Raw genomic sequence first — 23,983 nt, 5'->3', positions numbered from 1 at the left:
CTAGCCCACGGGATCGATCGGCGACGGCGGCACGCCGCCCGCCTCGATCGCTTCGCCGGCGAGCAGACACAGATCCTCGCGATAGCGGCCGGAGACGATGTGCACGCCGACAGGAATCTTGCCGACGAGGCCGGTGGAGACGACGAGGCCCGGCAATCCCATGAAGGGCGTCGCGATCTGCGGCAGCTGCGCCTCCCAGACGCGCTCGAAGGAGGCGGCGTCCTTGCGGTCGAGATGATCGGGGAACGGCAGTTCGCCGGAAACGGGCGTCAGCACCACGGCGTATTTCTCGAAGAACAGCATCCAGTCGCGGGTCAGCGTGGCGCGGCGGGTCAGCGCCTTCGCGTAGTTGGCCTGGTCCATTGGCGTGACCTTGGCGCGGTTGCCGCGCAGGCACGCCAGCGCACCGGGATCGCCCTCGCGCTCCGCCATTTCGAGTTGCGCCTCGAAGGCATCGCCCAGCCAGAGCTTGCGCTGCCATTCGACCGCTTCGCGCATCGGCGGGGTGTTCTCGATCATTTCGACGGTCCAGCCGGCGCGCTCGAGGCGCTTGCCGGCGTCGGTCACGGCCGCCTTCACCTCGGGTGTGGTGGCAAGGCCGTCCGGGTTGAGGCAGATCGCGGCGCGCTTCTCGCGCGCGGGGCCTTCCAGCGGCACCGGCACATACCAGGGATCGCGGACGTCGCGGGCCGACATCGCGGCGAGCGAAATCCTGAGATCGTTGACCGTGCGGGCCAAAGGACCCGAGACCGCCATGATCTGCGGGCCGATCGGGCGCTCCGGCAGCGCCGGATTGAAGGCTGGGATACGGCCGAGGGTCGGACGCAGGCCGTGCACGCCGCAGGCATAGGCGGGATAGCGGATCGAGCCGGCGATGTCGGTGCCGTGGGCGATGTGGCCGATGCCGGCCGCGACCGCCGAGCCGGCGCCACCGGACGAGCCGCCGGGGGTCAGCGACGCATCGCGCGGGTTCCTGGTGTCGCCATGGACGAGGTTGGTGGTGAACCAGCGATAGGAGAAGGCCGGGCAATTGGTGCGCCCAAGGAGAACCGCGCCGGCCTTGCGGAAATTGGCGACGACAGGGTTGTCCTCGCGCGCGATCAAATCGCGCTGGAGCTTCAGGCCGTTGGTGGTGGCGAAGCCTTCCTGGTCGACATTGGCCTTGATGGTGACGGTCACGCCCGCCAGCACGCCGGGGTCCTCGCCCCGCGCGATCGCCGCATCGACGGCGTCGGCCTGCTTGAGCACGTCCTCCGGCCGGTGGTCGATCACGGCGTTGAGCTTGGGATTGACGGCGTCCAGACGGTCGAGGCCGGCCTTGGCCGCCTCCCGGGCGGATACTTTTTTGGACCTGACGAGGGTCGTGAGGTCGGCAGCCGACAGGCGCCAGAGATCTTGCATGACGTGCTCCGTGTGACCGGCGTCTTTTAGCGCCGGGACCGCAGCAAAGCCATGCGGATTTCGCAGGGGAGCAAGTTGGCTCACCTCCCCGCCACGCTCGCAACTTGCCCTTTCGCCTAGTGCCTCGTCGCCGACTCGTCCGGCATGTCCAGCAGGGCCTCGCTGAAGGGAAACTCCAGCACGATCTCGCCGTCGTCGTCGGTCACCTCGATGACCGCCTCGAGCAGGGCCGGCTGGGCGCCTTCGGACTTCACAACCTCCAGGATCATCTGGCGGGCGACCTCCCAGGCGCGATCGGGGTTGCGCAGATCCTCGCCGTCGGGGTCCACGATCAGTTCATCGCCGATACGGGTGTTGAAGAAATATTTGGGCATCACGAGATCCAGCTAGAGCCGCCTGTACCGGATTGAAAGCTGCACTGCACTCACAACTGCTTTATCAGGACAGGGTTCGCGACCGAATGCGCCAGACGCAAGGCCGTATCACCAGAAAGTACTGTTCCCCAGCCGAGTTTCGCGACGCAACATGCCCATGCTCGGGAAAATTTCACTGGCGAACTTTCACGCCCGCAGTAATTTAACCCCGGGCGGATACGTCCGAATTCGCGAATAAGGAGAGCCGAGATGGCCTGGAAAGCCCCCAAGATCGTCGAAGTGCCCTGCGGCATGGAAATCAACATGTATGTGAGCGCCACCCGCAAGTGAGCGGTTGGTGAGTATGCGTTCTGCGCAGGTGGGTCTTTCTGTCACGATCCGTTTCCGCACGATGGAAACCGTGACGGCCTGAGATCCACCTCGCGACGTTGCCTCCAGGAGACGGATCATGCTTCGCGTCGTCGTCCTGGGCGCCGGGGCTGGCGGCGGAGTCCCGCAATGGAATTGCGGGTGTCAGGGCTGCCGCGCGGCCCGCAGCCATGGACATGAGCTTTTTCGAACCCAGGCCTCGGTTGCCTTCAGCGGCGACGGCGAGCACTGGTTTCTGATCAACGCCTCCCCTGATCTGCGCCAGCAATTGAATGCCACGCCGCAGCTCCATCCCAAGGCGGGCGCGCTGCGCCACACGCCTGTCGCAGGCGTGATCCTGACCAACAGCGAGGTCGATGCGGTCGCGGGCCTGCTGTCGATGCGCGAGGGCTCGCCGTTCACGGTCTATGCGCACGAGAAGGTGCTGGCGATCATGGCCAGCAACAGCATCTTCAACGTGCTGAACGAGAAGAACGTCAAGCGCCAGCCGATCGGGATCAGCGAGCCGTTCGAGCCACGGTTGCCCGACGGCGCGCGCTCAGGCCTCGAAGTGCTGGCCTTCGCGGTGCCCGGCAAGTCGGCCTGGTATCTGGAAGGCAAGGCGCATCCCGGCGGCGAGAGCGGCGACGGCGATACGCTGGGGCTGAAGATCACCGACAAGTCATCAGGCAAGTGCTTCTACTTCATCGCCGCCTGCGCCGAAATCACCGACGCGCTCAAGGCCGAGATCGACGGTGCGGCGCTGGTGTTCTTCGACGGCACGGTGTGGGAGGACGACGAGATGATCAGGGCCGGGCTCGGCCACAAGACCGGCAAGAGCATGGGCCACGTCGCAATGTCCGGCGACGACGGTGCGATTGCACGGTTGGCAGACCTCAATATCGACAGGAAGATATTTCTGCATATCAACAACTCGAACCCGGCGCTGCTGCCCGCCTCGCCCGAACGCAAGATTGCCGAGGCGGCGGGATGGCAGATACCGGCCGACGGAACGGAGATCGTGCTGTGAATGCCACGTCCAAGACTGGACTAAACATGACCGGAATGACCGCGCTCTCGATCGGCAAGGACATCAGGCTGAATTCGGCCGAAGAGCTCGAGGCGACGCTGCGCCATATCGGCGCGACGCGCTATCACAGCCTGCATCCGTTCCATAAGCTGCTGCACGGCGGCAAGCTGAACAAGGGCCAGGTACAGGCCTGGGCGCTGAACCGCTACTATTACCAGAGCACGATCCCGATCAAGGACGCGGTGGTGATCTCGCGCTTCCGCGACCGCGCCACGCGGCTGGAATGGCGCCACCGCATCGAGGACCATGACGGCGATGTCGGCTCCGAGGGCGGCATCGAGCGCTGGCTGAAGCTGACCGAAGGCCTCGGGCTCGACACGGCCTATGTGGAATCGACCGAGGGAATTCTCCCTGCAACGCGCTTTGCGGTGGAGGCTTACGTCCATTACTGCCGCGAGAAGAGCCCGTTGGAGGCGATCGCCTCTTCGCTTACGGAGCTGTTCGCGCCGAGCATTCACGAAGAGCGCATCGCCGGCATGTTACAGCATTACGACTTCGTCAATCCTGACATCATGAGCTATTTCAAGCGCCGCCTGACGCAGGCGCCGCGCGATGCCAACTTTGCACTCGACTATGTCAGGACCCATGCGACGACGCCGGAGCAGCGCGCGCTTGTGTGCAACGCGCTGATCTTCAAGACCAACGTGCTGTGGGTGCAGTTAGATGCGCTCCAGCACGCCTATGTCGAGGGCAACATTCCGCCGGGCGCGTTCGTGCCCAAAGCGAGTTAGGGAATAGAGCATGGCCGGGCCGCGGAACATCAGCGTCAGCGAGGCAAGCCGCCCCGTGCTGCCGCGGCATGCCAAGCTGAAATACGACGAGACGCGAAAGGTCTGGGTGATCCTGGCGCCGGAACGCGTGCTGGCGCCCGACGAGATCGCCGTCGAGGTCTTGCAGCTCTGCGACGGCAAGCGCAATGTCGGCGACGTGTCCGATCAACTGGCGGCGAAATACGCGGCTCCGCGCGAGGCGATCCTGACCGATGTCATCGCCATGCTGCAGGATCTCGCCGACAAGGGCTTTCTCACGGAGGCCAGGGAGAAGACGCCATGAGCGATGTGCTCCCAATCGTCCCGCCTCATGCCGGCGACAGCCTCGCGGTGCTGGAAAAGCAACGCTCGACGGCGGAGACCTTCGGCATCCCGCTCGCGGTGCTGCTCGAGATCACCCATCGCTGCCCGCTGCAATGTCCCTATTGCTCCAACCCGGTCGAGCTGGACCGCTCGGGCAAGGAGCTGACCACGGACGAATGGAAGAAGGTGCTGAGCGAGCTCGCCGAGATCGGCGTGCTGCAGGTGCACTTCTCCGGCGGCGAGCCGACGGCGCGGAAAGACCTGGTCGAGCTGGTGAAGCATGCCAGCGACGTCGGCCTCTACACCAACCTGATCACCTCTGCCGTGCTGCTGACGCGCGAGCGGCTCAGCGAGCTTGCGGACGCCGGACTGTGCCACGTGCAGATCTCGTTCCAGGGCATCGAGGAAGGCCTCGCCGATCGCGTCGCCGGCTACAAGGGCGGCCACCGCAAGAAGCTCGAAGTCGCGAAGTGGACGCGCGAGCTGGATTTGCCGCTGACCGTCAACGCAGTGATGCACCGGCAGAATTTGCACCAGCTCCCCGAGATCATCCAGATGTCCATCGATCTCGACGCCGACCGGCTCGAGGTCGCCAATGTCCAGTATTACGGCTGGGCGCTGAAGAACCGCGCCGCGCTGATGCCGACCGTGGCGCAACTCGACGAATGCACCCGCATCGTCGAGGAGGCGCGCGAGCGGCTGAAGGGCACGCTCGCGATCGACTACGTGGTGCCCGACTATTACGCGCTGCGACCGAAGAAATGCATGGGCGGCTGGGGCCGGCAGTTCTTCAACATCTCGCCCGCCGGCAAGGTGCTGCCGTGCCACGCCGCCGAGAGCATCACCGGGCTCGAGTTCGAATCGGTGCGCTCCAACCATTCGATCGCCTGGATCTGGCAGAACTCGGAGGCCTTCAATCGCTATCGCGGCACCGGCTGGATGAAGGAGCCCTGCAAGAGTTGCGAATTCCGCGAGATCGATTTCGGCGGCTGCCGCTGCCAGGCCTTCGCGCTGACCGGCGATGCCGCCAACACCGACCCTGCCTGCGCGCTGTCGCCGCTGCACGAGACCATCTTCAAGCAGGCCGAGCGCGAGGCCGAGGGCGAGACCAACCGCTTCCTCTACCGCAACTTCGCCGGCGGCACCCTGGAATCCGGGAATGATGCCTGACGCCGACGCAGGCACCGCGGCCAGACGCGCCGATCCCTTTGCGCCGCTGACCTCAGACATGCTCGACGTCGGCGACGGCTTCGAGCTTTATGTCGAAAGCGTCGGCTGCGCCGGCGGCATCCCCTCGGTCTATCTGCATGGCGGCCCCGGCTCCGGCTGCCAGCCCGACCACCGCCGTCTGTTCGATCCCGAGCGCATGCATGCGGTGCTGTTCGACCAGCGCGGCTGCGGCCGCAGCCGGCCGAAGGGCTCGCGCGAGCACAACACCACGGCGCATCTGATCGCGGACATGGAGAAGATCCGCGAAAAATTCGGATTCGAACGCTGGATGGTGGTCGGCGGCTCCTGGGGCGCGACGCTGGCGCTGGCGTATGCAGAGGCCCATCCCGAGCGCGTTTCCGGCATTGCGCTGCGTGCGACGTTTCTGGGCACGCAAGGCGAAGTCGAGACCGCTTTCACCTCGCGCCTGGCAGAATTCCATCCCGCGCTCTACGAGGATTTTCTGAGCGTGCTGCCGCCGGAAGAGCGCGCCCAACCGGTACAAGCCTATTATCGCCGCATCCTCGATGCCGATCCCGCCGTGCACGGCCCGGCCTCGCGCGCCTGGCACGATACCGAGCGCGCGCTGTCGGAGCACAAGGCGGCCAAGACGCGGATCGACCTCGCCTCGCTCAACGTCTGGCGCACGTTGCCGGCGACGCCGTTCATGGAGGCGCATTATTTCATCAACAACTCCTTCATGAGCGAAGACCAGCTGTTGCGAAACGCTGACAGGCTCAAAGGCATTCCCGGCATCATCGTGCAGGGCCGCTACGATCTGTTGTGCCCTCCTGAGACATCGGCGCGGCTCGCAAAAGCTTGGCCGGGTTCCGAGGTCAGGATCGTGGAAGAGGCCGGACATTCGCTCTATGATGCCGGCGTGCGGGACGCGGTCATGAAGTCGATCGCCGATCTCGCGTCGAAGGCCGCGCGCTGACGCGCGAAAGCAAGGGCAACAAGAACGATGCCGCTCGCCGGGACAGGCATGCTGCTGACGTCGATGAACATCGACGCAGCGGACGAAGCCGATTTCAACCGCTGGTACGATCGCGAGCATCTGGAAGAGCGCGTCGCGATCGAGGGCTTTCTGGAGGCGCGCCGCTATGTCGCGCACGCCGCCAATCCCAAATATCTCTCGCTGTACTCGACCGCGACGCTGGAGGTGCTCGACAGTCCCGCCTACCGCGCGCGGCTCGCCAACCAGACCGAATGGTCGCGGCGAACCATGGCGCATTTCAAGGACATGCTGCGCGTGGTCGCACGCATCACCATCAGCAAGGGCACCGGCCGCGGCGCCGCGCTCGGCCTGGTGCGGCTGCGCCCCACGCCGGACAATGCCGGCGCATGGCGTGATGCACTGCAAGAAAAATTGGCGCCACAAGACCGCGCAAGCATCATCTCGATGCATCTGCTCGAAAGCGAGCCGGAATTGTCGGGCGCCACGGCGGATATTCCAGCCGTGCGCAACGAAGGTGCACGCGACTGGTTCGTGCTGATCGATGGCACGCATGTCGGCGCGGTCTCGGCCGTCATTGCCGAACGCTTCACCGGCCCGGCCGCCGCGCCGTTCCCGCTGCCCGTTTCCGTCGGCACCTACAACCTGATGTGGGATCTCGCAAAGGGCGACATCACGAGCCGCTGAGCGTCTATCCGCATTGCAACATATTGCACCGCACGCATCTTGCTTGCGGCCGTTAATGCTGTACGCGCGCAGCTCCCATGAAAGCGGGGAAGCGCGCAAATTTGGCGTTGTACTTCGGAACCGTTCCAATAAGCTAACCCGATGACGTCATTCAGAAACCAGATCGACGCACATTAAGCGTCCGACAAGCTCAAGAAGAGGCCGCCGGGTCTTTGAGCCTGCGCGGACGAGGGTAGGAATGAAACCGACCGATATCGCGGCCCCCGACTACTTTCACAAAGTGGTCGATTGTCAGTGGGCCTGTCCGGCGCACACCCCGGTTCCCGAATACATCCGACTGATCGCGCAAGGCCGCTACAGCGACGCCTATATGATCAATTGGAAATCGAACGTGTTTCCAGGAATCCTGGGACGCACCTGCGATCGTCCGTGCGAGCCGGCGTGCCGCCGCGGACGCGTCGAGGAGACACCGGTGGCGATCTGCCGCCTCAAGCGCGTCGCCGCCGACTTCAAGGACGACATCAAGCAGCGCCTGCCGCATCCGACCGCGAAGAACGGCAAGCGCGTCGCGTTCGTCGGCGGCGGTCCCGCCTCGCTGACGGTGGCGCGCGATCTCGCACCGCTCGGCTATCACTGCACCGTGTTCGACGGCGATCCCGAAGCCGGCGGCATGATGCGGACGCAGATCCCGAAATTCCGCCTGCCCAATTCCGTCATCGACGAAGAGACCGGCTACATCCTGGGTCTCGGCGTCGAGTTCAAAGGCGGTCACCGCATCGAGAGCATGAAGGCGCTGCTCGCGGAGAAATACGACGCGATCTTCGTCGGCTCCGGCGCGCCGCGCGGCCGCGAGCTCGACATTCCCGGTCGGAAGGAAGCCGCCGCCAACATCCATATCGGCATCGATTGGCTCTCGTCCGTGTCGTTCGGCCACACCGACAAGATCGGCAAGCGCGTGATCGTGCTCGGCGGCGGCAACACGGCGATGGACTGCTGCCGCACCGCGCGCCGCCTCGGCGGCGAGAAAGTCACTGTGATCGTGCGTTCCGGCTTCGAGGAGATGAAGGCCTCGCCCTGGGAGAAGGAGGACGCGATCCACGAGGATATTCCGATCCTCAACTACATGGTGCCGGTGGCGTTCAAGCATGTCGCCGGCAAGCTCATCGGCGTCACCTTCCAGCACGTCAAGGCCGAATATGACGCCAAAGGCCGCCGCAACCTCGTGCCTTCGGGCGACCCCGATCAGACCATTCCCTGCGACGACGTGCTGGTCGCGGTCGGCCAGGAGAACGCCTTCCCCTGGATCGAGCAGGATTGCGGCATCGAGTTCGACAAATGGCACATGCCCAAGGTCGACCCGAAGACCTTCGTCTCGACCAACCCGAAGGTGTTCTTCGGCGGCGACGCGGCGTTCGGTCCGAAGAACATCATCTGGGCGGTGGCGCAGGGTCATGATGCGGCGCTGTCGATCCACAAGATGCTGTCGGGCGAGGACATCACCGAACGGCCGCTGCCGGAGGTCAACGTCTCCTCGCAGAAGATGGGCATCCATGAATGGAGCTATGACAACGACATCTCGATCGACAAGCGCTTCAAGGTGCCGCATCGCGACAAGGTGATCGCGCTGAAGGACATCAAGACCGAGGTCGAGCTCGGCTACGACGTCAAGCTCGCGCTCGGCGAAGCGCATCGCTGCCTGAACTGCGACGTGCAGACGGTGTTCTCGACCTCGCTCTGCATCGAGTGCGACGCGTGCGCCGACATCTGCCCGATGGATTGCATCACCTTCACCGACAATGGCGAGGAAGGCGATCTGCGCCATCGGCTGAAGGCGCCCTCGCCGCACCCCGACCAGGATCTCTACGTCTCCTCCGATCTCAAGACCGGGCGCGTCATGGTCAAGGACGAGGACGTCTGCCTGCATTGCGGGCTATGCGCCGAGCGGTGTCCCACCGGGGCCTGGGACATGCAGAAATATTTCATCGAGATGACTCACGCAGGTTCGACATGTCCGACAAAAAGCCGATCAGCAGCGTAAACGACTTCGTCGTCCGCTTCGCCAACGTCAACGGCTCGGGCTCGGCCAGCGCCAACGAAATGTTCGCGCGGGCGATCCTGCGCCATGGCGTGCCGGTGTCCCCGCGCAACATCTTCCCCTCCAACATCCAGGGTCTGCCGACCTGGTACGAGGTGCGCGTGACCGAAGACGGCCATCTCGGCGCCCGCGGCGGCGTCGACATGATGGTGGCGATGAATCCGCAGACCTGGGACAAGGACGTCGCCGGCATCGAGCCGGGCGGCTATCTGTTCTACGATTCCACCAAGCCGATGCCGTCGACCAAATTCCGCGACGACATCTCCGTGATCGGCGTTCCCCTCACCGCCATCACCAACTCGACCTACACCGATCCGCGCCAGCGCCAGCTGTTCAAGAACATCATCTATCTCGGCGCGCTCAGTGCGCTGCTCGAGATGGATCCGAAACTGATCGAGCAACTGATCGGCGAGCAATACAAGGGCAAGGAGAAGCTGCTCTCCTCCAACGTCCACGCGCTGCATCTCGGCCGCGACTGGGCTCTGCAGAACCTGAAATGCCCGATCGGGCTGCGGGTGAAGAAATCCGACAAGGTCGGCGATCGCATCTTCATCGAGGGCAACAGCGCAGCCGCCCTCGGCGCCGTCTACGGCGGCGCAACCGTCTGCGCCTGGTATCCGATCACACCGTCCTCGTCGGTGGCGGAAGCCTTCACTGCCCACTGCAAGAAGTACCGGCACGATCCCGAAACGGGCAAGGCGAAATATGCGATCGTTCAGGGCGAGGACGAGCTGGCATCGATCGGCATCGTCATCGGTGCCTCCTGGAACGGCGCGCGCGCCTTCACCGCCACTTCGGGCCCCGGCATCTCGCTGATGACCGAATTCATCGGCCTCTCATACTTTGCCGAGATCCCGGCCGTGATCATGAACATCCAGCGCGCCGGCCCCTCCACGGGCATGCCGACCCGCACCCAGCAATGCGACATCATCGCCTGCGCCTATGCTTCGCACGGCGACACCAAGCATGTGCTGCTGTTCCCGGAAGATCCGGCCGAGGCGTTCGAGTTCGCGGCGGCCGCCTTCGATCTCGCCGAGCGGCTGCAGACCACGATCTTCCTGATGCTCGACCTCGACATCGGCATGAACCATCGGCTCTGCCGGCCGCTGAAGTGGGACGATGCCAAGCAGTATGACCGCGGCAAGGTGATGACCGCGGAGATGCTGGAAGAAGGTCGCGACTTCGGCCGCTATCTCGACGTCGACGGCGACGGCATCCCCTATCGTACCTATCCCGGCACGCATCCAACCAAGGGCTCCTACTTCACCCGCGGCACCTCGCGTGATCGCTATGCGCGCTATTCCGAGGAAGGCTCGGTCTATGCCGACAACATGCAGCGGCTCGTGCGCAAGTTCGAGACCGCGCAGGACCTGGTGCCGCGGCCGCTGCAGGCCAATGCCGAACGGCCGACAAAATATGGCGTGATCTATTTCGGCTCGACCTCCCCGGCGATGGACGAGGCGATCGGGTTGCTCGAGGCGCGCGGGCATCAGCTCGACCGCCTGCGCATCCGCGCCTTCCCGTTCCACTCCAGCGTGGCGAGCTTCCTCGCCGAGCACGACTTCGTCTACGTCGTCGAGCAGAACCGCGACAGCCAGCTCCGTCAACTCATCGTCAACGAGAACGGGATCGATCCCGTCCGCCTCGTGCCGATCGTGCACTATGACGGCACCCCGATCACCGCGCGCTTCATCGCAAAAGCCATTGGCGACCACCAGGATCACCTCAAGGTGACCCCGCTCCGCAAGGCCGTGTCATGACCTATATTGCCAAGCCGAAGTTCCATCATCCGGGTCTGAAGAAGAACGACCTCGGCTACACGCACCGCGACTACGAGGGAAAGATCTCGACGCTGTGCGCCGGCTGCGGCCACGACTCGATCACGGCCTCGATCATCGAGGCCTGCTACGAACTCTCGATCGAGCCGCATCGCGTCGCAAAGATCTCCGGCATCGGCTGCTCGTCGAAGACGCCGGATTACTTCCTCGGCAATTCACACGGCTTCAACTCCGTGCACGGCCGCATGCCCAGCGTGCTCACCGGCGCCAACCTCGCCAACCGCGACCTGATCTATCTCGGCGTCTCCGGCGACGGCGATTCCGCCTCGATCGGCTTCGGCCAGTTCGCGCATTCGATCCGGCGCGGCGTCAACATGACCTATATCGTCGAGAACAACGGCGTCTATGGTTTGACCAAGGGCCAGTTCTCGGCCACCGCCGACCGCGGCTCGAAGAGCAAGAAGGGCGTGACCAACACCGACAACGCCATCGACCTGGTCGCGATCGCATTGCAGCTGGGGGCGACCTTTGTCGCGCGCTCGTTCTCCGGCGACAAGACCCAGCTGGTGCCGCTGATCGCGGCCGCGATCCGGCACAGGGGCGCGTCCTTCATCGACGTCATCAGCCCCTGCATCGCCTTCAACAACCACGCGGGCTCGACCAAGAGTTTTGATTACGTCCGCGAGCACAACGATGCCGTGAACCGGCTCGACGTGCTGGTCGGCCGCGATCCCATCGCGGTGGACTATGCGCCAGGCACGGTGCAGGTGGTCGAGCAGCATGACGGCAGCAAGATCGCGCTGCGCAAGATCGACGCCGATTACGATCCGCATGACCGGCTGGGCGCCCAGACCTTCCTCGCCAAGCACGCGGCCAAGGGCCAGATCGTCACCGGGCTGCTCTATGTCGACCCGGACGCGGAAGATCTGCACAGCCATCTCAACACGGTCGAGACGCCGCTCAACACGCTGGAAGCGGACACGCTGTGCCCGGGCTCGGCGGTGCTGGACAAGATCAACGCCAGCCTGCGGTGACGCATTACCGGCATCGGTCCTTGACCTCTCCTGCGCAAGGGGGAAGCCTGGAACCTTGCGCGAGGCTGCCGGAGGGAACGCAGTTGAACGCGCCATGCGCGGCTTGCGACTAACGGCCAGTTGGCCCTCGCCGCGCGATGCGGGCCGTCCATGGCTGAAGCCCCGGTGTCATCATGAAGCTTGCCCTCATCCTTCCGCTGGCCTTTGTGGCCTTCATCGGCGTCGCCCGAGCCGAGGAGGCCGGCGACATCCACGAGGCCACCGCGAGCGAGGCCGAGGCCTTCAACGCGCGCATCTATGCGGGACCGCCCGGCAAGACGGCCTATGCTTGCTTCGTCCGCCGCTACGATGCCGCACATCTGGCGCAGCATCCGAAGCAGAAGGTCGCCTCGATGAAGCTGCTGGTCTCGGCGGAGACCTACGAAGTGGACAATCAGCTGCGCAACTCGTTCCGGCTCGGCTTCCGCTATCGCAACCGCAGCAGCGATTTCGACTCCAGCGGCTCCTGCCACCACGCTGTATTCACGAAGGACGGCAACGAGGTCCGCCTCGGCTGCGGCGTCGATTGCGAGGGCGGCGGCCTCGGCATTGCCCTGTCGAAGGACGACAAGTCAGCCATCGTGCGGTTCGAACGCATCAGGATCTGGCTGCACGACAATCCGACTGAAGATGAAGACCGAACGCTGGTCGCAGGCCAGGACGACGGGATTTTTCGGCTCGACCGGGTCGACAACAGCGAGTGCGCCGCGCTCGTAACCGACCGCAAGGAACTCGCCGCGCTGCGCCACAAGTGATATGTCTCTCAGCAAAATTGAGGGAGATCGTCATGAACCGCCGCAACATCTTGTGGAGCACCGTCTCGGCGCTGGGCGCAGCCTTTGCCGCATCGCGCGCCAAGGCTGCAACTGAAAAGGCTGCAGCTGAAAAGTCAGATAACAAACCGGACAAGCTGAAGGTCGTCTATCACCTCGCTGACGCCGACAAGGTCAATTTCGTGCTCGGCAACATCCAGAACCACATCGACGGCGTCGGCGGCCCCGACCATGTCACGCTCGCGCTGGTGATCCACGGCCCGGCGTTGAAGGCGTTTCACTCCGCGCAAGCCAATCCCGATATCAGCAAGCGGATCGGTGATTTCTCCAAGGACGGCGTCGAGCTCGCCGCCTGCGGCAACACGATGAAGGCGCAGAACATCACGCTGAAGGATCTGCTGCCGGGATTCGTGAGTGCGGAGAAAGGCGGCGTGGTTCGTTTGGCCGAGCTTCAGTCGCAGGGGTACCTGTATTTGCGGCCGTGAGCCGCGAAGGGTCATCTCGTCCTCCGCAATGACGGTGGAGAGGCACTTGACTTACCCATAACCCTACGGTTATGAGTTAATCCATAACCATTGAGTTATGGATTCCGTATGTCCACCACACCCGATCTTCTGTTCCGGACGCTCGCCGATCCGACCCGGCGGGGGATCTTCGAGCGGCTGTGCCGCGAGGGCGAGCAGACGGTCGGGGCACTGACGGCGCTGTCAGGGGTTTCCCAGCCGGCGGTGTCAAAGCATCTCGGCGCGCTGAAACAGGCGGGCCTGGTGCGCGACCGCCACGAGGGACGCCAGACCCACTACAGCGCGCAGCCCGGTGCGCTCAATCCGCTGATCGACTGGACCGGCCAGATGGCCGGGTTCTGGCAGAACCGGCTCGATGCGCTCGACGATCTCCTGAAGAGGATGGACCAATGACCGAAGCTGCGACCGAAACACGTTCCGTCATCATCGAGCGCGAATTCGCCTATCCGCCTGAAAGGCTGTGGCGGGCGCTGACCCAGCCGCACCTGATCGAGGAATGGCTGATGAAGAACGACTTCAAGCCTGATGTCGGTCACCGCTTCAATCTGCGCGGCGAATGGGGTGGCGTGCTCGACTGCGAGGTGCTCGCCATCGAGCCGCAGCGTTCCCTCGCCTACACCTGGAATTTCACGCATGAGGATGCGGCCTACGACCTCAAGAGTGTGGTGACGTTCACGCTGACGCCGCAAGGATCAGGCACGCATCTGCGCGTCGAGCAGGCAGGCTTCCGTCCCAGCCAGAAGCAGGCTTATGGCGGCGCGCATGCCGGCTGGAAGCAGTTCTTCACCAAGCTGGACGAGCTGCTGGCGCGGACCGAATAGTCCGGCCCAGACGTCCATCCCGATTTTACGCGGAGGAGACTTTAGATGAGTTCGAACATGTGGATCAGGCAGATCCATCGCTGGCTGTCGATTGCCTTCACACTTGCCGTCATCGCCAACATCGTTGCGCTGACCATGCAGATTCAAGCGACGTGGATTGGCCTGATGGCCTTCGTGCCGCTGATTCCGCTGCTTGCGACCGGGCTATACATGTTTGCCCAGCCCTATCTTGGTCGTCGCAGCAGCGTGAACGAGGCACGATCATGAAGAAAGCCGTGACCGCGAAGAAGAGCAGCGTGAAGGAGGCGGACGTCCCGTCACCCTCGAAGCTGATCGACGGCCGGATCAAGGAGCTCGGCGACTGGCGCGGCGAGACGCTGAAGCGTATCCGCGCGCTGATCAAGGAGGCCGATCCTGATGTCATCGAGGAATGGAAATGGCGCGGCGTTCCCGTGTGGGAGCACGACGGCATCATCTGCACGGGCGAGACCTACAAGGCGGTGGTGAAACTGACCTTTGCCAGGGGCGCGGCGCTGGACGATGCGGCCGGCCTGTTCAACTCCAGCCTCGACGGCAACGTGCGGCGCGCGATCGACATCGGCGAGGGCGCGAAGATCAACGAGAAGGCGTTGAAGGCGCTGATCCGCGCGGCGGTGGAGCTGAATATGTCGAAGACGAAGCCGGCAAAGCGTTCCGAATAGGAGTACAGCCACGGTCGTCTTCCCTTCTCCCCCTGTGGGAGAAGGTGGCGCGACGCGCCGGATGAGGGGTCTCTATCAGCAGGGAAATGCCGAGAGATACCCCTCACCCCAGTGAGTTTGCATCTACCAGCGTCGTTGCCCTCTCCCACAAGGGGCGAGGGCACATTCACGCGCATCCCGCCGCGCAATCAGCGGCCTCACGCCACCGCCGCCGGGATCGGGCGTGGGCTGACGACGTATTCGCGCAGCACCTTGTCGTTGGCATCGACCTCGATCAGCGTGACATCGTAGGTCCAGAGATCTGCGAGGTGCTGGAGCACGCGCTTGGTGTCGGTCTCGTTGAGCTGCGCGCCCTTGATGACGCGGTGATGCAGGATCAGCCGGCGGTCGCCGGAGAGATCGACGTCGACCACCTCGATGTTGGCGTCGATGAAGCCGACATCGTGCTGCCGCGCCAGCTCGCGGCGGACGCGGCGGAAGCCGCGCTCGTCGTGAATGGCGTCGACCCGGATGCCGGCGCGCTCCTCGGGATCGTCGTGGAGGTGGAACATGCGGAAATGCCGCATCAGCCTCGGACTCAAGAACTGGCCGATGAAGCTTTCGTCGCGGTAATTGGCCCAGACGTCGCGCAGCACGCCCATCACGTCGCCCTTGCCGGCGATGTCGGGGAACCACTCGCGATCTTCATCTTCCGGATTGGTGACGATGCGCTCGATGTCCTGCATCACGGCGAAGCCGAGCGCATAGGGATTGAAGCCGGAGTAACGCGGATCGTCGAATTCGGGCTGGAACACCACATTGGTGTGCGAGCCCAGGAATTCGAGGAAGTTGCCGTCGGTGATGCGGCCCTGCTGATGCAGCCTGGTCATGATGCGGTAGTGGACGTAGGTCGCCGTCCCCTCGTTCATCACCTTGGTCTGGCTCTGCGGGTAAAAGTACTGCGCGATGTGACGGACGATGCGCAGCAGCTCGCGCTGCCAGGGAGCGAGGCGCGGCGCGCTCTTCTCCAGGAAATAGAGCAGGTTTTCCTGCGGCAGGCCGAGCAGCTTGCGGCGCCGTTCCAGCGAGATCGCGGTCCGGGCCTTCGAGGCGCCCTTGGGCACGGTACGCCAGAGGTCGTTGAAGACTTCCTCCTCGTGCTGGCGACGGCGCCCTGCCCGCTTCTCCTCCTCGCGCAGATCCAGCTGCTTCTTGCCGGGATAGCGGTCGATGCCGTGCGACATCAGCGCATGCGCGGCGTCCAGCGTGCGCTCGACCTCGGTGCGGCCATAGCGCTCCTCGCACTGCATGACGTAGTTCTTGGCGAAGTCGAGATAATCCAGGATCCCTTCCGCATCGGTCCATTGCTTGAACAGGTAGTTGTTCTTGAAGAAGTGGTTGTGGCCGAAGGCGGCGTGCGCGATCACCAGCGTCTGCATCGTCGCCGTGTTCTCCTCCATCAGGTAGGAGATGCAGGGCGAGGAGTTGATGACGATCTCATAGGCAAGGCCCATCAGGCCCTTGCGGTACGACGCCTCGTGATACGCGAAATGCTTGCCGAACGACCAGTGCTTGTAGAACAGCGGCATGCCGACGGACGAATAGGCATCCAGCATCTGCTCGGCGGTGATGACCTCGATCTGGTTCGGGTAGACGTCGAGCCCGAGATCCTTCATCGCCACCTCCTCGCAGGCATCGGTGATGCGCTGCAAGGTGTGGAAATCCCAATCGGCGCCTTCGAACAAGCGTTCCGTCATGGAGCGGCTTTCTCCTGGGCAGTTTCGCGGCGCTGGAACAGATCGTGGAACACCGGAAAGATCTCGCTGCGCTCAGAGACCTTGCGCATCGAGAGCGGTGCGCCGCCGTTGCGCAGGCGCTCGTAGAGAGTCCAGAGCGAGGAATCGGAGAGGTCGAAGGCGCTGCCACCTGACTCCCCGACCTCGAGATAGGCGAAGAACTGGCAGACCGGCAGGATCTTCTCGGTCAGCAAGAGGCCGGTGAGCTCGCCGTCGGAATAGGAGTTGTCACCGTCGGAAGCTTGCGCCGCGTAGATATTCCAGTCCGACGGATTGAAGCGCTCGCGCACGATCTCGTGCATCGCCTGCAGCGCGCTGGAAACCAGCGTGCCGCCCGAGGCCGGGCCGTAGAAGAAGGTCTGCTCGTCCACCTCCTCGGCGCGGTCGGTGTGGCGGATGAAGACGATCTCGACATGCTTGTAGCGCCGCTTCAGGAACACGTAGAGCAGCATGTAGAAGCGTTTCGCCAGATCCTTCATGTGCTCGGACATCGAGCCGGAGACGTCCATCAGGCAGAACATCACGGCCTGCGCGACCGGCCGCGGCACCTTCTCGTAGCGGCGGTAGCGGATGTCGAGCGGATCGATGAAGGGGATGCGCTTGGTCTTCGCCTTCAGCTTTTCGAGCTGGGCGACGAGTTCGGCACGCTCGTCCTCGTCGGTGGCGGCTGCGATCGCAGCTTCCAGCTCGTCGATCTCGTCCTTGCTGGGACGCCTGAGCGCGATGCGGCGGGCGAGCGCCAGCTTCACGGTGCGGCTGACCGAGATATTTGCGGGCGAACCTGACGTGGTGTAGCCGGCGCGCTGGATGCCTTCGCTCTCGGTCTGCGCGATCTTGCGCTTGGCGAGGTCAGGCAATTCGAGATCGTCGAGGAAGAGATCGACGAATTCATCGCGACTCAGCACGAAGCGGAAGGCGTCCTCGCTGTCGCCCTCGCCCGGACCCGAGTCCTTGGCGCTGCCCTGGCCCTGGCGCTGGAGATAATCGCCCTCGATGAATTTCTTGTTGCCGGGCAGCACCATGTCGCGGGTCCCGCCCTCACGGCGGAACCGCGGCTCGTGCATGCCGTCCAGCGGGATCGTGACCTCACCCCCCTCCAGGACATCCTTGATGTCGCGTTCCTGCGAGGTCTTCTTGACGGCGCCCTGCACCAGGGATTTGGCCCGACGCAAGAACCGCTGGCGGTTCTCGAGACTCTTGCCGCCTGGATTCAGGCGCCTGTCAATAATGTGAATGGCCACTTTCTCATCCGTCTCAACCGGCTTGCTTCACGCGCATGTACCATTCGACCAGTCGGCGAACCTGACGCTCGGTGTAGCCGCGCTCCACCATGCGTGCGACGAACTCGCCGTGCTTCTTCTCCGTCTCGCCGTCCTTCTTCGAACCGAACGAGATGACCGGAAGCAGGTCCTCGACTTGGGAGAATATCCGCTTTTCGATCACATCGCGAATCTTCTCATAGGATGTCCAGGTCGGATTCTTGCCGCCGTTCTGGGCCCGGGAGCGTAACGAGAATTTGACGACCTCGTTGCGGAAATCCTTGGGGTTGGCGATGCCCGCCGGCTTCTCGATTTTCGTCAATTCCTGGTTCAACAGTTCGCGATCGAGCAGCTGGCCGGTGTCGGGATCCTTGAAGTCCTGATCCTCGATCCAGGCATCGGCGTAGTCGACGTAGCGGTCGAACAGGTTCTGGCCGTAATCGGAGTAGGATTCCAGATAGGCTTTCTGGATCTCGTTGCCGATGAACTCGGCATAGCGCGGCGCAAGCTCGGCCTTGATGAATTCGAGATAGCGCTTCTCGACTTCCTCCGGCAGTTGCTCGCGGCGGATCGACTGCTCCAGCGCGTACATCAGATGCACGGCGTCGGCGGCGACTTCCTGCGGGTCGTGGTTGAAGGTCGCTGCCAGGATCTTGAAGGCGAAGCGGGTGGAGACGCCGTCCATGCCTTCGTCGACGCCGGCGGCATCGCGATATTCCTGGACGCTGCGCGCCTTCGGATCGGATTCCTTCAGGCTCTCGCCGTCGTAGACCCGCATCTTGCCGAACACGGTGGAATTCTCGTGCTTGCGCAGGCGCGACATCACCGAAAACCGCGCCATCGTCTCCAGCGTCGACGGCGCACACGGCGCCGATGCCAGCTCGGAGCCCTGGATCAACTTCTCGTAGATCTTCTGCTCTTCGGTGACCCGCAGGACATAGGGCACCTTGATCACACAGATGCGGTCGATGAAGGCTTCGTTGTTCTTGTTGGCCTTGAAGCTCGCCCACTCCGCTTCGTTGGAGTGCGCGAGGATGACGCCGGTGAACGGGATCGCGCCGATATTCTCGGTGCCGATGTAATTGCCTTCCTGCGTTGCGGTCAGCAACGGATGCAGCATCTTGATCGGCGCCTTGAACATTTCGACGAATTCGAGCACGCCTTGGTTGGCGCGATTGAGGCCGCCGGAATAGCTGTAGGCGTCGGGGTCGTTCTGCGCATAGGTCTCGAGCTTGCGGATATCGACCTTGCCGACCAGCGAGGAGATGTCCTGGTTGTTCTCGTCACCCGGCTCGGTCTTGGCGATCGCGATCTGGCGCAGCCGCGACGGCTGAATCTTGGCGACGCGGAATTGCGAGATGTCGCCGCCGAAGGCTTCCAGCCGCTTGTAGCACCACGGGCTCATGAGGCCGGTGAGGCGGCGGCGCGGAATGCCGTACTTCTCTTCCAGCATCGGCCCGAGCTGATCGGGATCGAACAGGCTCAGCGGGCTCTCGAACACCGGCGAGAGCTCGTCGCCGGCCTTGAGCACGTAGATCGGATGCACTTCCATCAGCGACTTCAGCCGCTCGGCGAGCGATGACTTGCCGCCGCCGACGGGGCCGAGCAGGTAGAGGATCTGCTTGCGCTCTTCCAAACCTTGCGCTGCGTGCCGGAAGAATCCGACGATGCGCTCGATCGTCTCTTCCATGCCATAGAAGCCGGCGAAGGCCGGATAGGTTCGGATCGTGCGGTTCAAAAAAATACGGCCAAGGCGTGGGTCCTTGGCCGTGTCAATCGTTTGAGGCTCGCCGATCGCCGCTAGTAACCGTTCGGCCGCGTTCGCGTATTTCATGGGATCGCTTCGACACGATTCCAGGTATTCCGCCATCGACATGTCGTGCTGGCTTCTCGCCTCGAACGACCGAGCGAAAGCGTTGAATAGAGAATCGTTGTACATGATCCCTCTCCGCGTGAGTTCCGCTACAAGCTGAAACGAAAGCAGTTACTGGACCGTTCCTCAGGCCGCTTCTCGAATCAGCGTGAGCACATGACGATCATTGGACACCCGGGTGCCAACACGACGCAACGCACAAGGTAGGCACTCGCTGAACTACGAACAGGCACTTGCCTGTAATTTGTGCGAATCTCCAACCATCTTGGCGTATTTCCAGAATTTGTCACTGGCTCGCCACATCCGGGCAATACCGGGGCGAGCCTCTCCGGCACTGCAACATGACGATCCGCGAGCGGCAAACTTATGACGCTTGCAGGGCAATGCCTTGCGTGCCGCGTTCATCTTCCTGCTGCAACGCGGTGGCTCGAGTGCCTGCAGCGGCCTGGCTCCGTGCAGCATGACAATCGCGGCAAGCGCGCAGCAGTGTGTCAAAATCGGCCGCCAGCCCCTCCGAACGGATGACGATCCGGTCCGGTGTGCCGCGCGCCGCGGTGCGGATGCAAGCGAGCTGCCGCTGCAAGGCAGGCGTCGGGGTCAGCACAATCGCCTTGTGCCCCCTGATGTCTTCGGCCGAGATATCCGAGATGAACTCCCAGAGCAGAAATTCATTGCCGATCCGCAAGTCGCGGATGCCGTAGGGGGTAACGATCAGCACCGGCCCGCGTTCGGTCGGCAGCAGCCAGATCAGCCAGGCGGTGATGGGACCGAACAGCGCGACACCAACATAACCCACCGCCCCGTCGTAACCGCCGATGTGGCCCCACCAGTCGAAGGCGAGATTTGCGCTCAACAGCGTCATCGCGAAGCCCGCCGCGACCAGCAGCCGCAGGCGCATGACACATGGACCGATTTCGAGATCATGGGATGCATCGATGCAGACGGCCGGCGCGATCGATTGCCGGCTATCGGCGATGACAACGCCATCAGGACGTGCGTGCATGCTTTCCCCCAGCATGGCCATTCGCGACCCAGCCTATGACGATCAGGCGGATCGATGATCCACCGATGACACTCCGACGCGACAGACCGACCTCACGCAACAAGACATCGGCCGACCATCCCGGCCAAATTTTTATTACGCAAAACCGCGATAGCCGCCTGGATCGCCATGATCGCGACGGAGTTAAACTGAGAGTATGACGCCTACGCCCTGGATTGGTTCCCTCCCGGGAGCATGTGAGCTAAAGGATAGCGCGTCAGGACCCTCGCGGAAACCCCCTCCGCCCGCAGGCTTGGAGATAAAAAGCACCATGAATCCCGTCAAAGAACTGGAAAAGCACGGACAAGCCGTCTGGCTGGACTTCCTCGCCCGCGGCTTCATCGCCAAGGGCGACCTGAAGCGGCTGATCGACACCGATGGCGTCAAGGGCGTCACCTCCAATCCCTCCATTTTCGAGAAGGCGATCGGCAGCTCGGACGAATACGACGCCCCGATCGGCAAGGCGCTGAAGCGCGGCGACCGGACCGTGGCCGATTTGTTCGAGGCGGTCGCGGTCGAGGACATCCAGAACGCCGCCGACGTGCTGCGTCCGGTCTATGACAAACTCAAAGGCCGTGACGGCTATGTCAGCCTCGAGGTCTCGCCCTATCTGGCAATGGACACATCAGGCACGATCGCCGAGGCACGGCGGCTCTGGAAGGACGTCAATCGCAAGAACCTGATGGTGAAGGTGCCGGCGACGGTCGAGGGCCTGCCGGCGATCCAGGCGCTGATCGGCGATGGCATCAGCATCAACATCACGCTGCTGTTCTCCAAGGCGGTCTATCTCCAGGTTGCCGAGGCCTATATTGCCGGCCTCGAAAAATACGTCGCCGGCGGCGGCGACCCCTCCCATGTCGCGAGCGTGGCGAGCTTCTTCGTCAGCCGCATCGACAGCGTGGTCGACAAGCAGCTCGACGAGAAGATCGCCCGCGCCAATGACCCGTCCGAGAAGGAGCGGCTCGCCGCGCTGAAGGGCAAGATCGCGATCGCCAACGCCAAGGTGGCCTACCAGGACTACAAGCGCCTGTTCTCGGGGCCGCGCTGGGAGAAGCTTGCCGCCAGGGGCGCCAAGCCGCAGCGCATGCTGTGGGCCTCGACCGGGACCAAGAACAAGGACTACAGCGACGTGCTCTATGTCGAGGAGCTGATCGGCCCCGACACCATCAACACCGTGCCGCCGGCAACGCTCGATGCGTTCCGCGACCACGGCAAGCCGCGCGACAGCCTCGAGGAGAATGTCGAGGACGCCCACCGGGTGCTGGACGAGCTGGAGCGCTCCGGCATCTCGCTCGACGCCATCACCGAGGAACTGGTCAAGGACGGCGTCAAGCTGTTCGCCGACGCCGCCGACAAGCTCTACGGCGCGGTCGCCCACAAGCGCGCCACCGTGCTCGGGCCGGCGATCGACCGCCAGCAGCTTTCGCTCGGCGACGGCCTCGGCAAGGCCGTGGCCAAGAGCACCGAGGAATGGCGCGCATCGGCCAGGATCCGCAGGCTGTGGCAGCGCGACAAATCGGTCTGGACCGGGACCGACGAGGACAAATGGCTCGGCTGGCTCGACAGCGCGGCGAAGGCCGACGTCGCCGACTATGAGGACTATGCGAGCCGCGTGAAGGGCCAGAAATTCTCTGATGCGGTCGTGCTCGGCATGGGCGGATCGAGCTTGGGCCCTGAGGTGCTGGCCGAGACCTTTGCGCGGAAGGCGGGCTTCCCGAAGCTGCACGTGCTGGATTCCACCGACCCGGCACAGGTGCGGGCGATGGAGGCCAAGATCGACATCGCCAACACGGTGTTCATCGTCTCCAGCAAGTCCGGCGGCACCACCGAGCCGAACGCGATGAAGGATTATTTCCACGCGCGCGTCGCGCAGGCGCTCGGCCCGAAGGCCAAGACCGGCTTCCGCTTCATCGCGGTGACCGATCCCGGATCGTCGCTGGAGAAGGCGGCCAGGAAGCTGAACTACGCCCGCATCTTCCATGGCGAACCCTCGATCGGCGGCCGCTATTCGGTGCTGTCACCGTTCGGCCTCGTGCCCGCGGCCACCGCCGGCATCGACGTCAAGACCTTCATCAAGCATGCGCTCTCGATGGTCCGCTCCTGCGGACCGGACGTGCCGCCGAGCGAGAACCCGGGCGTGCAGCTCGGTCTCGCCATGGGCCTCGCCGGCCTCGAAGGCCGCGACAAGGTGACGATCCTGTCGTCGAAGAAGATCGCCGATTTCGGCGCCTGGGCCGAGCAGCTGATCGCGGAATCGACCGGCAAGGAAGGCAAGGGCCTGATCCCGATCGACGGCGAGCCGCTGGGCGATCCCTCCGTCTACGGTACGGACCGGTTCTTCATCGACATCCGCACCGAAGGCGAGGCCGATGCCGGCCATGACGCAAAGCTCGCTGCGCTCGAGGCGGCCGGTCACCCCGTCGTGCGCATCGTGATGAAATCGATCGACCATCTCGGTCAGGAGTTCTTCCGCTTCGAGATGGCAACGGCGGTGGCGGGTGCGATCCTCGGCATCAATCCGTTCGACCAGCCCGACGTGGAAGCAGCCAAGATCAAGACCCGCGAATTGACGTCGGCCTACGAGAAGACCGGTGCGCTGCCTCCCGAAGAGCCGGTCGTCAGCACCAAAGAGTTCGATCTCTATACCAACGACACCAACGCCGCCGCGCTTCGCACGATGGGAGCCAATGGCGACCTCACCTCCTGGCTCAAGGCGCATATCACGCGCTCGCGGCGCGGCGACTATTTTGCCCTGCTCGGCTATATCGCGCGCGACAAGGCCACGATCGAGGCACTCCAGGAGATGCGGACGGCCGTGCTCGAAAAGCGGCATCTGGCAACCGCCGCCGAGTTCGGCCCGCGCTTCCTGCACTCGACGGGCCAGGCCTACAAGGGCGGGCCCGACAGCGGCGTGTTCCTCCAGATCACCGCCGACGACGCCAAGGATCTCGCCGTGCCGGGCCAGAAGGCCAGCTTCGGCGTGATCAAGGCGGCGCAGGCCCGCGGCGATTTCGACGTGCTCACCGAGCGCGGCCGGCGCGCGCTGCGGGTGCACCTGAAGGGGCCGCTGAAGAAAGGTCTCGCCGCGCTCAATGCCGCGCTCAACGACGCACTGAATTAAGGGAATCTCTC

At 63.7% G+C, this 23,983-nt stretch carries 23 protein-coding genes; 17 read left to right on the top strand and 6 right to left on the bottom strand.

The features are described 5' to 3' along the window. Both XH90_RS07130 and XH90_RS07125 read right to left on the bottom strand, forming a co-directional pair. Positions 1-1,401, bottom strand: a complete 1,401-nt coding sequence (locus XH90_RS07130) for an amidase family protein (RefSeq protein WP_194479876.1) — start codon at positions 1,399-1,401, stop codon at positions 1-3. Positions 1,402-1,517: 116 nt separating this feature from the next. Next, complete coding sequence (locus XH90_RS07125; RefSeq protein WP_194479875.1) at positions 1,518-1,775, bottom strand: hypothetical protein; 258 nt, start codon at positions 1,773-1,775, stop codon at positions 1,518-1,520. A 249-nt stretch (positions 1,776-2,024) separates the two neighbouring features. On the opposite strand from XH90_RS07125, the gene pqqA reads away from it, so the two are divergent. The 16 genes from pqqA (at position 2,025) to XH90_RS07045 (ending at position 14,902) form a co-directional block, all read left to right on the top strand. After that, positions 2,025-2,105 carry a pyrroloquinoline quinone precursor peptide PqqA gene (gene pqqA, locus XH90_RS07120; protein WP_007595659.1) on the top strand — a complete coding sequence of 27 codons (81 nt, stop codon included), beginning with the start codon at positions 2,025-2,027 and terminating at the stop codon, positions 2,103-2,105. A gap of 118 nt (positions 2,106-2,223) precedes the next feature. Continuing rightward, positions 2,224-3,153: a pyrroloquinoline quinone biosynthesis protein PqqB gene (gene pqqB, locus XH90_RS07115; RefSeq protein WP_194479874.1), complete on the top strand. Its 930-nt coding sequence runs from the start codon at positions 2,224-2,226 to the stop codon at positions 3,151-3,153. Between the two features lie 35 nt (positions 3,154-3,188). Then, the gene (pqqC, locus tag XH90_RS07110; protein WP_194482611.1) at positions 3,189-3,944 is read left to right on the top strand and encodes a pyrroloquinoline-quinone synthase PqqC; all 756 of its coding nucleotides are present in this window, start codon (positions 3,189-3,191) and stop codon (positions 3,942-3,944) included. Between the two features lie 10 nt (positions 3,945-3,954). Continuing rightward, the gene (pqqD, locus tag XH90_RS07105) at positions 3,955-4,266 is read left to right on the top strand and encodes a pyrroloquinoline quinone biosynthesis peptide chaperone PqqD (RefSeq protein WP_194479873.1); all 312 of its coding nucleotides are present in this window, start codon (positions 3,955-3,957) and stop codon (positions 4,264-4,266) included. After that, positions 4,263-5,456, top strand: coding sequence for a pyrroloquinoline quinone biosynthesis protein PqqE (gene pqqE, locus XH90_RS07100; protein WP_194479872.1), 1,194 nt, complete (start codon positions 4,263-4,265; stop codon positions 5,454-5,456). The genes pqqD and pqqE overlap by 4 nt, the downstream gene beginning before the upstream one ends. Beyond that, positions 5,446-6,432: a prolyl aminopeptidase gene (pip, locus tag XH90_RS07095; RefSeq protein ID WP_194479871.1), complete on the top strand. Its 987-nt coding sequence runs from the start codon at positions 5,446-5,448 to the stop codon at positions 6,430-6,432. The genes pqqE and pip overlap by 11 nt, the downstream gene beginning before the upstream one ends. 27 nt (positions 6,433-6,459) lie before the next feature. After that, positions 6,460-7,137, top strand: a complete 678-nt coding sequence (locus XH90_RS07090; protein ID WP_194479870.1) for a DUF4286 family protein — start codon at positions 6,460-6,462, stop codon at positions 7,135-7,137. 238 nt (positions 7,138-7,375) lie between these two features. Continuing rightward, positions 7,376-9,175 carry an FAD-dependent oxidoreductase gene (locus XH90_RS07085; protein WP_194479869.1) on the top strand — a complete coding sequence of 600 codons (1,800 nt, stop codon included), beginning with the start codon at positions 7,376-7,378 and terminating at the stop codon, positions 9,173-9,175. Next, complete coding sequence (locus tag XH90_RS07080; RefSeq protein ID WP_194479868.1) at positions 9,145-10,992, top strand: 2-oxoacid:acceptor oxidoreductase subunit alpha; 1,848 nt, start codon at positions 9,145-9,147, stop codon at positions 10,990-10,992. The genes XH90_RS07085 and XH90_RS07080 overlap by 31 nt, the downstream gene beginning before the upstream one ends. Further along, positions 10,989-12,044, top strand: coding sequence for a 2-oxoacid:ferredoxin oxidoreductase subunit beta (locus XH90_RS07075; protein WP_194479867.1), 1,056 nt, complete (start codon positions 10,989-10,991; stop codon positions 12,042-12,044). Before XH90_RS07080 ends, XH90_RS07075 begins: the two co-directional genes overlap by 4 nt. Before the next feature lie 173 nt (positions 12,045-12,217). Further along, a complete protein-coding gene (locus XH90_RS07070) occupies positions 12,218-12,838 on the top strand; it encodes a hypothetical protein (protein WP_194479866.1) in 621 nt (206 codons plus the stop codon). 32 nt (positions 12,839-12,870) lie between these two features. Beyond that, positions 12,871-13,341 (top strand): DsrE family protein, encoded by a 471-nt coding sequence (locus XH90_RS07065; RefSeq protein ID WP_194479865.1) that lies wholly within the window; start codon positions 12,871-12,873, stop codon positions 13,339-13,341. Between the two features lie 108 nt (positions 13,342-13,449). After that, a complete protein-coding gene (locus XH90_RS07060; protein ID WP_194479864.1) occupies positions 13,450-13,773 on the top strand; it encodes a helix-turn-helix transcriptional regulator in 324 nt (107 codons plus the stop codon). Continuing rightward, positions 13,770-14,201, top strand: coding sequence for an SRPBCC domain-containing protein (locus XH90_RS07055; RefSeq protein WP_194479863.1), 432 nt, complete (start codon positions 13,770-13,772; stop codon positions 14,199-14,201). Before XH90_RS07060 ends, XH90_RS07055 begins: the two co-directional genes overlap by 4 nt. 45 nt (positions 14,202-14,246) lie before the next feature. After that, positions 14,247-14,468 (top strand): hypothetical protein, encoded by a 222-nt coding sequence (locus XH90_RS07050; protein WP_194479862.1) that lies wholly within the window; start codon positions 14,247-14,249, stop codon positions 14,466-14,468. Further along, positions 14,465-14,902: a DUF1801 domain-containing protein gene (locus XH90_RS07045; RefSeq protein WP_194479861.1), complete on the top strand. Its 438-nt coding sequence runs from the start codon at positions 14,465-14,467 to the stop codon at positions 14,900-14,902. The genes XH90_RS07050 and XH90_RS07045 overlap by 4 nt, the downstream gene beginning before the upstream one ends. 197 nt (positions 14,903-15,099) lie before the next feature. Here the strand turns inward: XH90_RS07045 and XH90_RS07040 are convergent, their stop codons facing one another. The 4 genes from XH90_RS07040 to XH90_RS07025 form a co-directional block, all read right to left on the bottom strand. Beyond that, on the bottom strand, positions 15,100-16,638 hold the full coding sequence (locus tag XH90_RS07040; protein WP_194479860.1) for a SpoVR family protein: 1,539 nt from the start codon (positions 16,636-16,638) through the stop codon (positions 15,100-15,102). Further along, positions 16,635-17,918, bottom strand: a complete 1,284-nt coding sequence (locus XH90_RS07035; protein ID WP_246755707.1) for a YeaH/YhbH family protein — start codon at positions 17,916-17,918, stop codon at positions 16,635-16,637. The genes XH90_RS07040 and XH90_RS07035 overlap by 4 nt, the downstream gene beginning before the upstream one ends. A 13-nt stretch (positions 17,919-17,931) precedes the next feature. Beyond that, the gene (locus XH90_RS07030) at positions 17,932-19,875 is read right to left on the bottom strand and encodes a PrkA family serine protein kinase (RefSeq protein ID WP_194479859.1); all 1,944 of its coding nucleotides are present in this window, start codon (positions 19,873-19,875) and stop codon (positions 17,932-17,934) included. A 298-nt stretch (positions 19,876-20,173) separates the two neighbouring features. Further along, positions 20,174-20,833, bottom strand: a complete 660-nt coding sequence (locus XH90_RS07025; RefSeq protein WP_194479858.1) for an STM3941 family protein — start codon at positions 20,831-20,833, stop codon at positions 20,174-20,176. 289 nt (positions 20,834-21,122) lie between these two features. On the opposite strand from XH90_RS07025, the gene XH90_RS07020 reads away from it, so the two are divergent. Next, positions 21,123-23,972, top strand: a complete 2,850-nt coding sequence (locus XH90_RS07020) for a bifunctional transaldolase/phosoglucose isomerase (protein WP_194479857.1) — start codon at positions 21,123-21,125, stop codon at positions 23,970-23,972. Positions 23,973-23,983 lie beyond the last annotated feature (11 nt).

Origin of the sequence: Bradyrhizobium sp. CCBAU 53338 (assembly GCF_015291665.1) — a bacterium.
In the GTDB taxonomy this organism is placed as follows: domain Bacteria; phylum Pseudomonadota; class Alphaproteobacteria; order Rhizobiales; family Xanthobacteraceae; genus Bradyrhizobium.
This window is presented reverse-complemented; position numbering and strand designations above follow the sequence as displayed.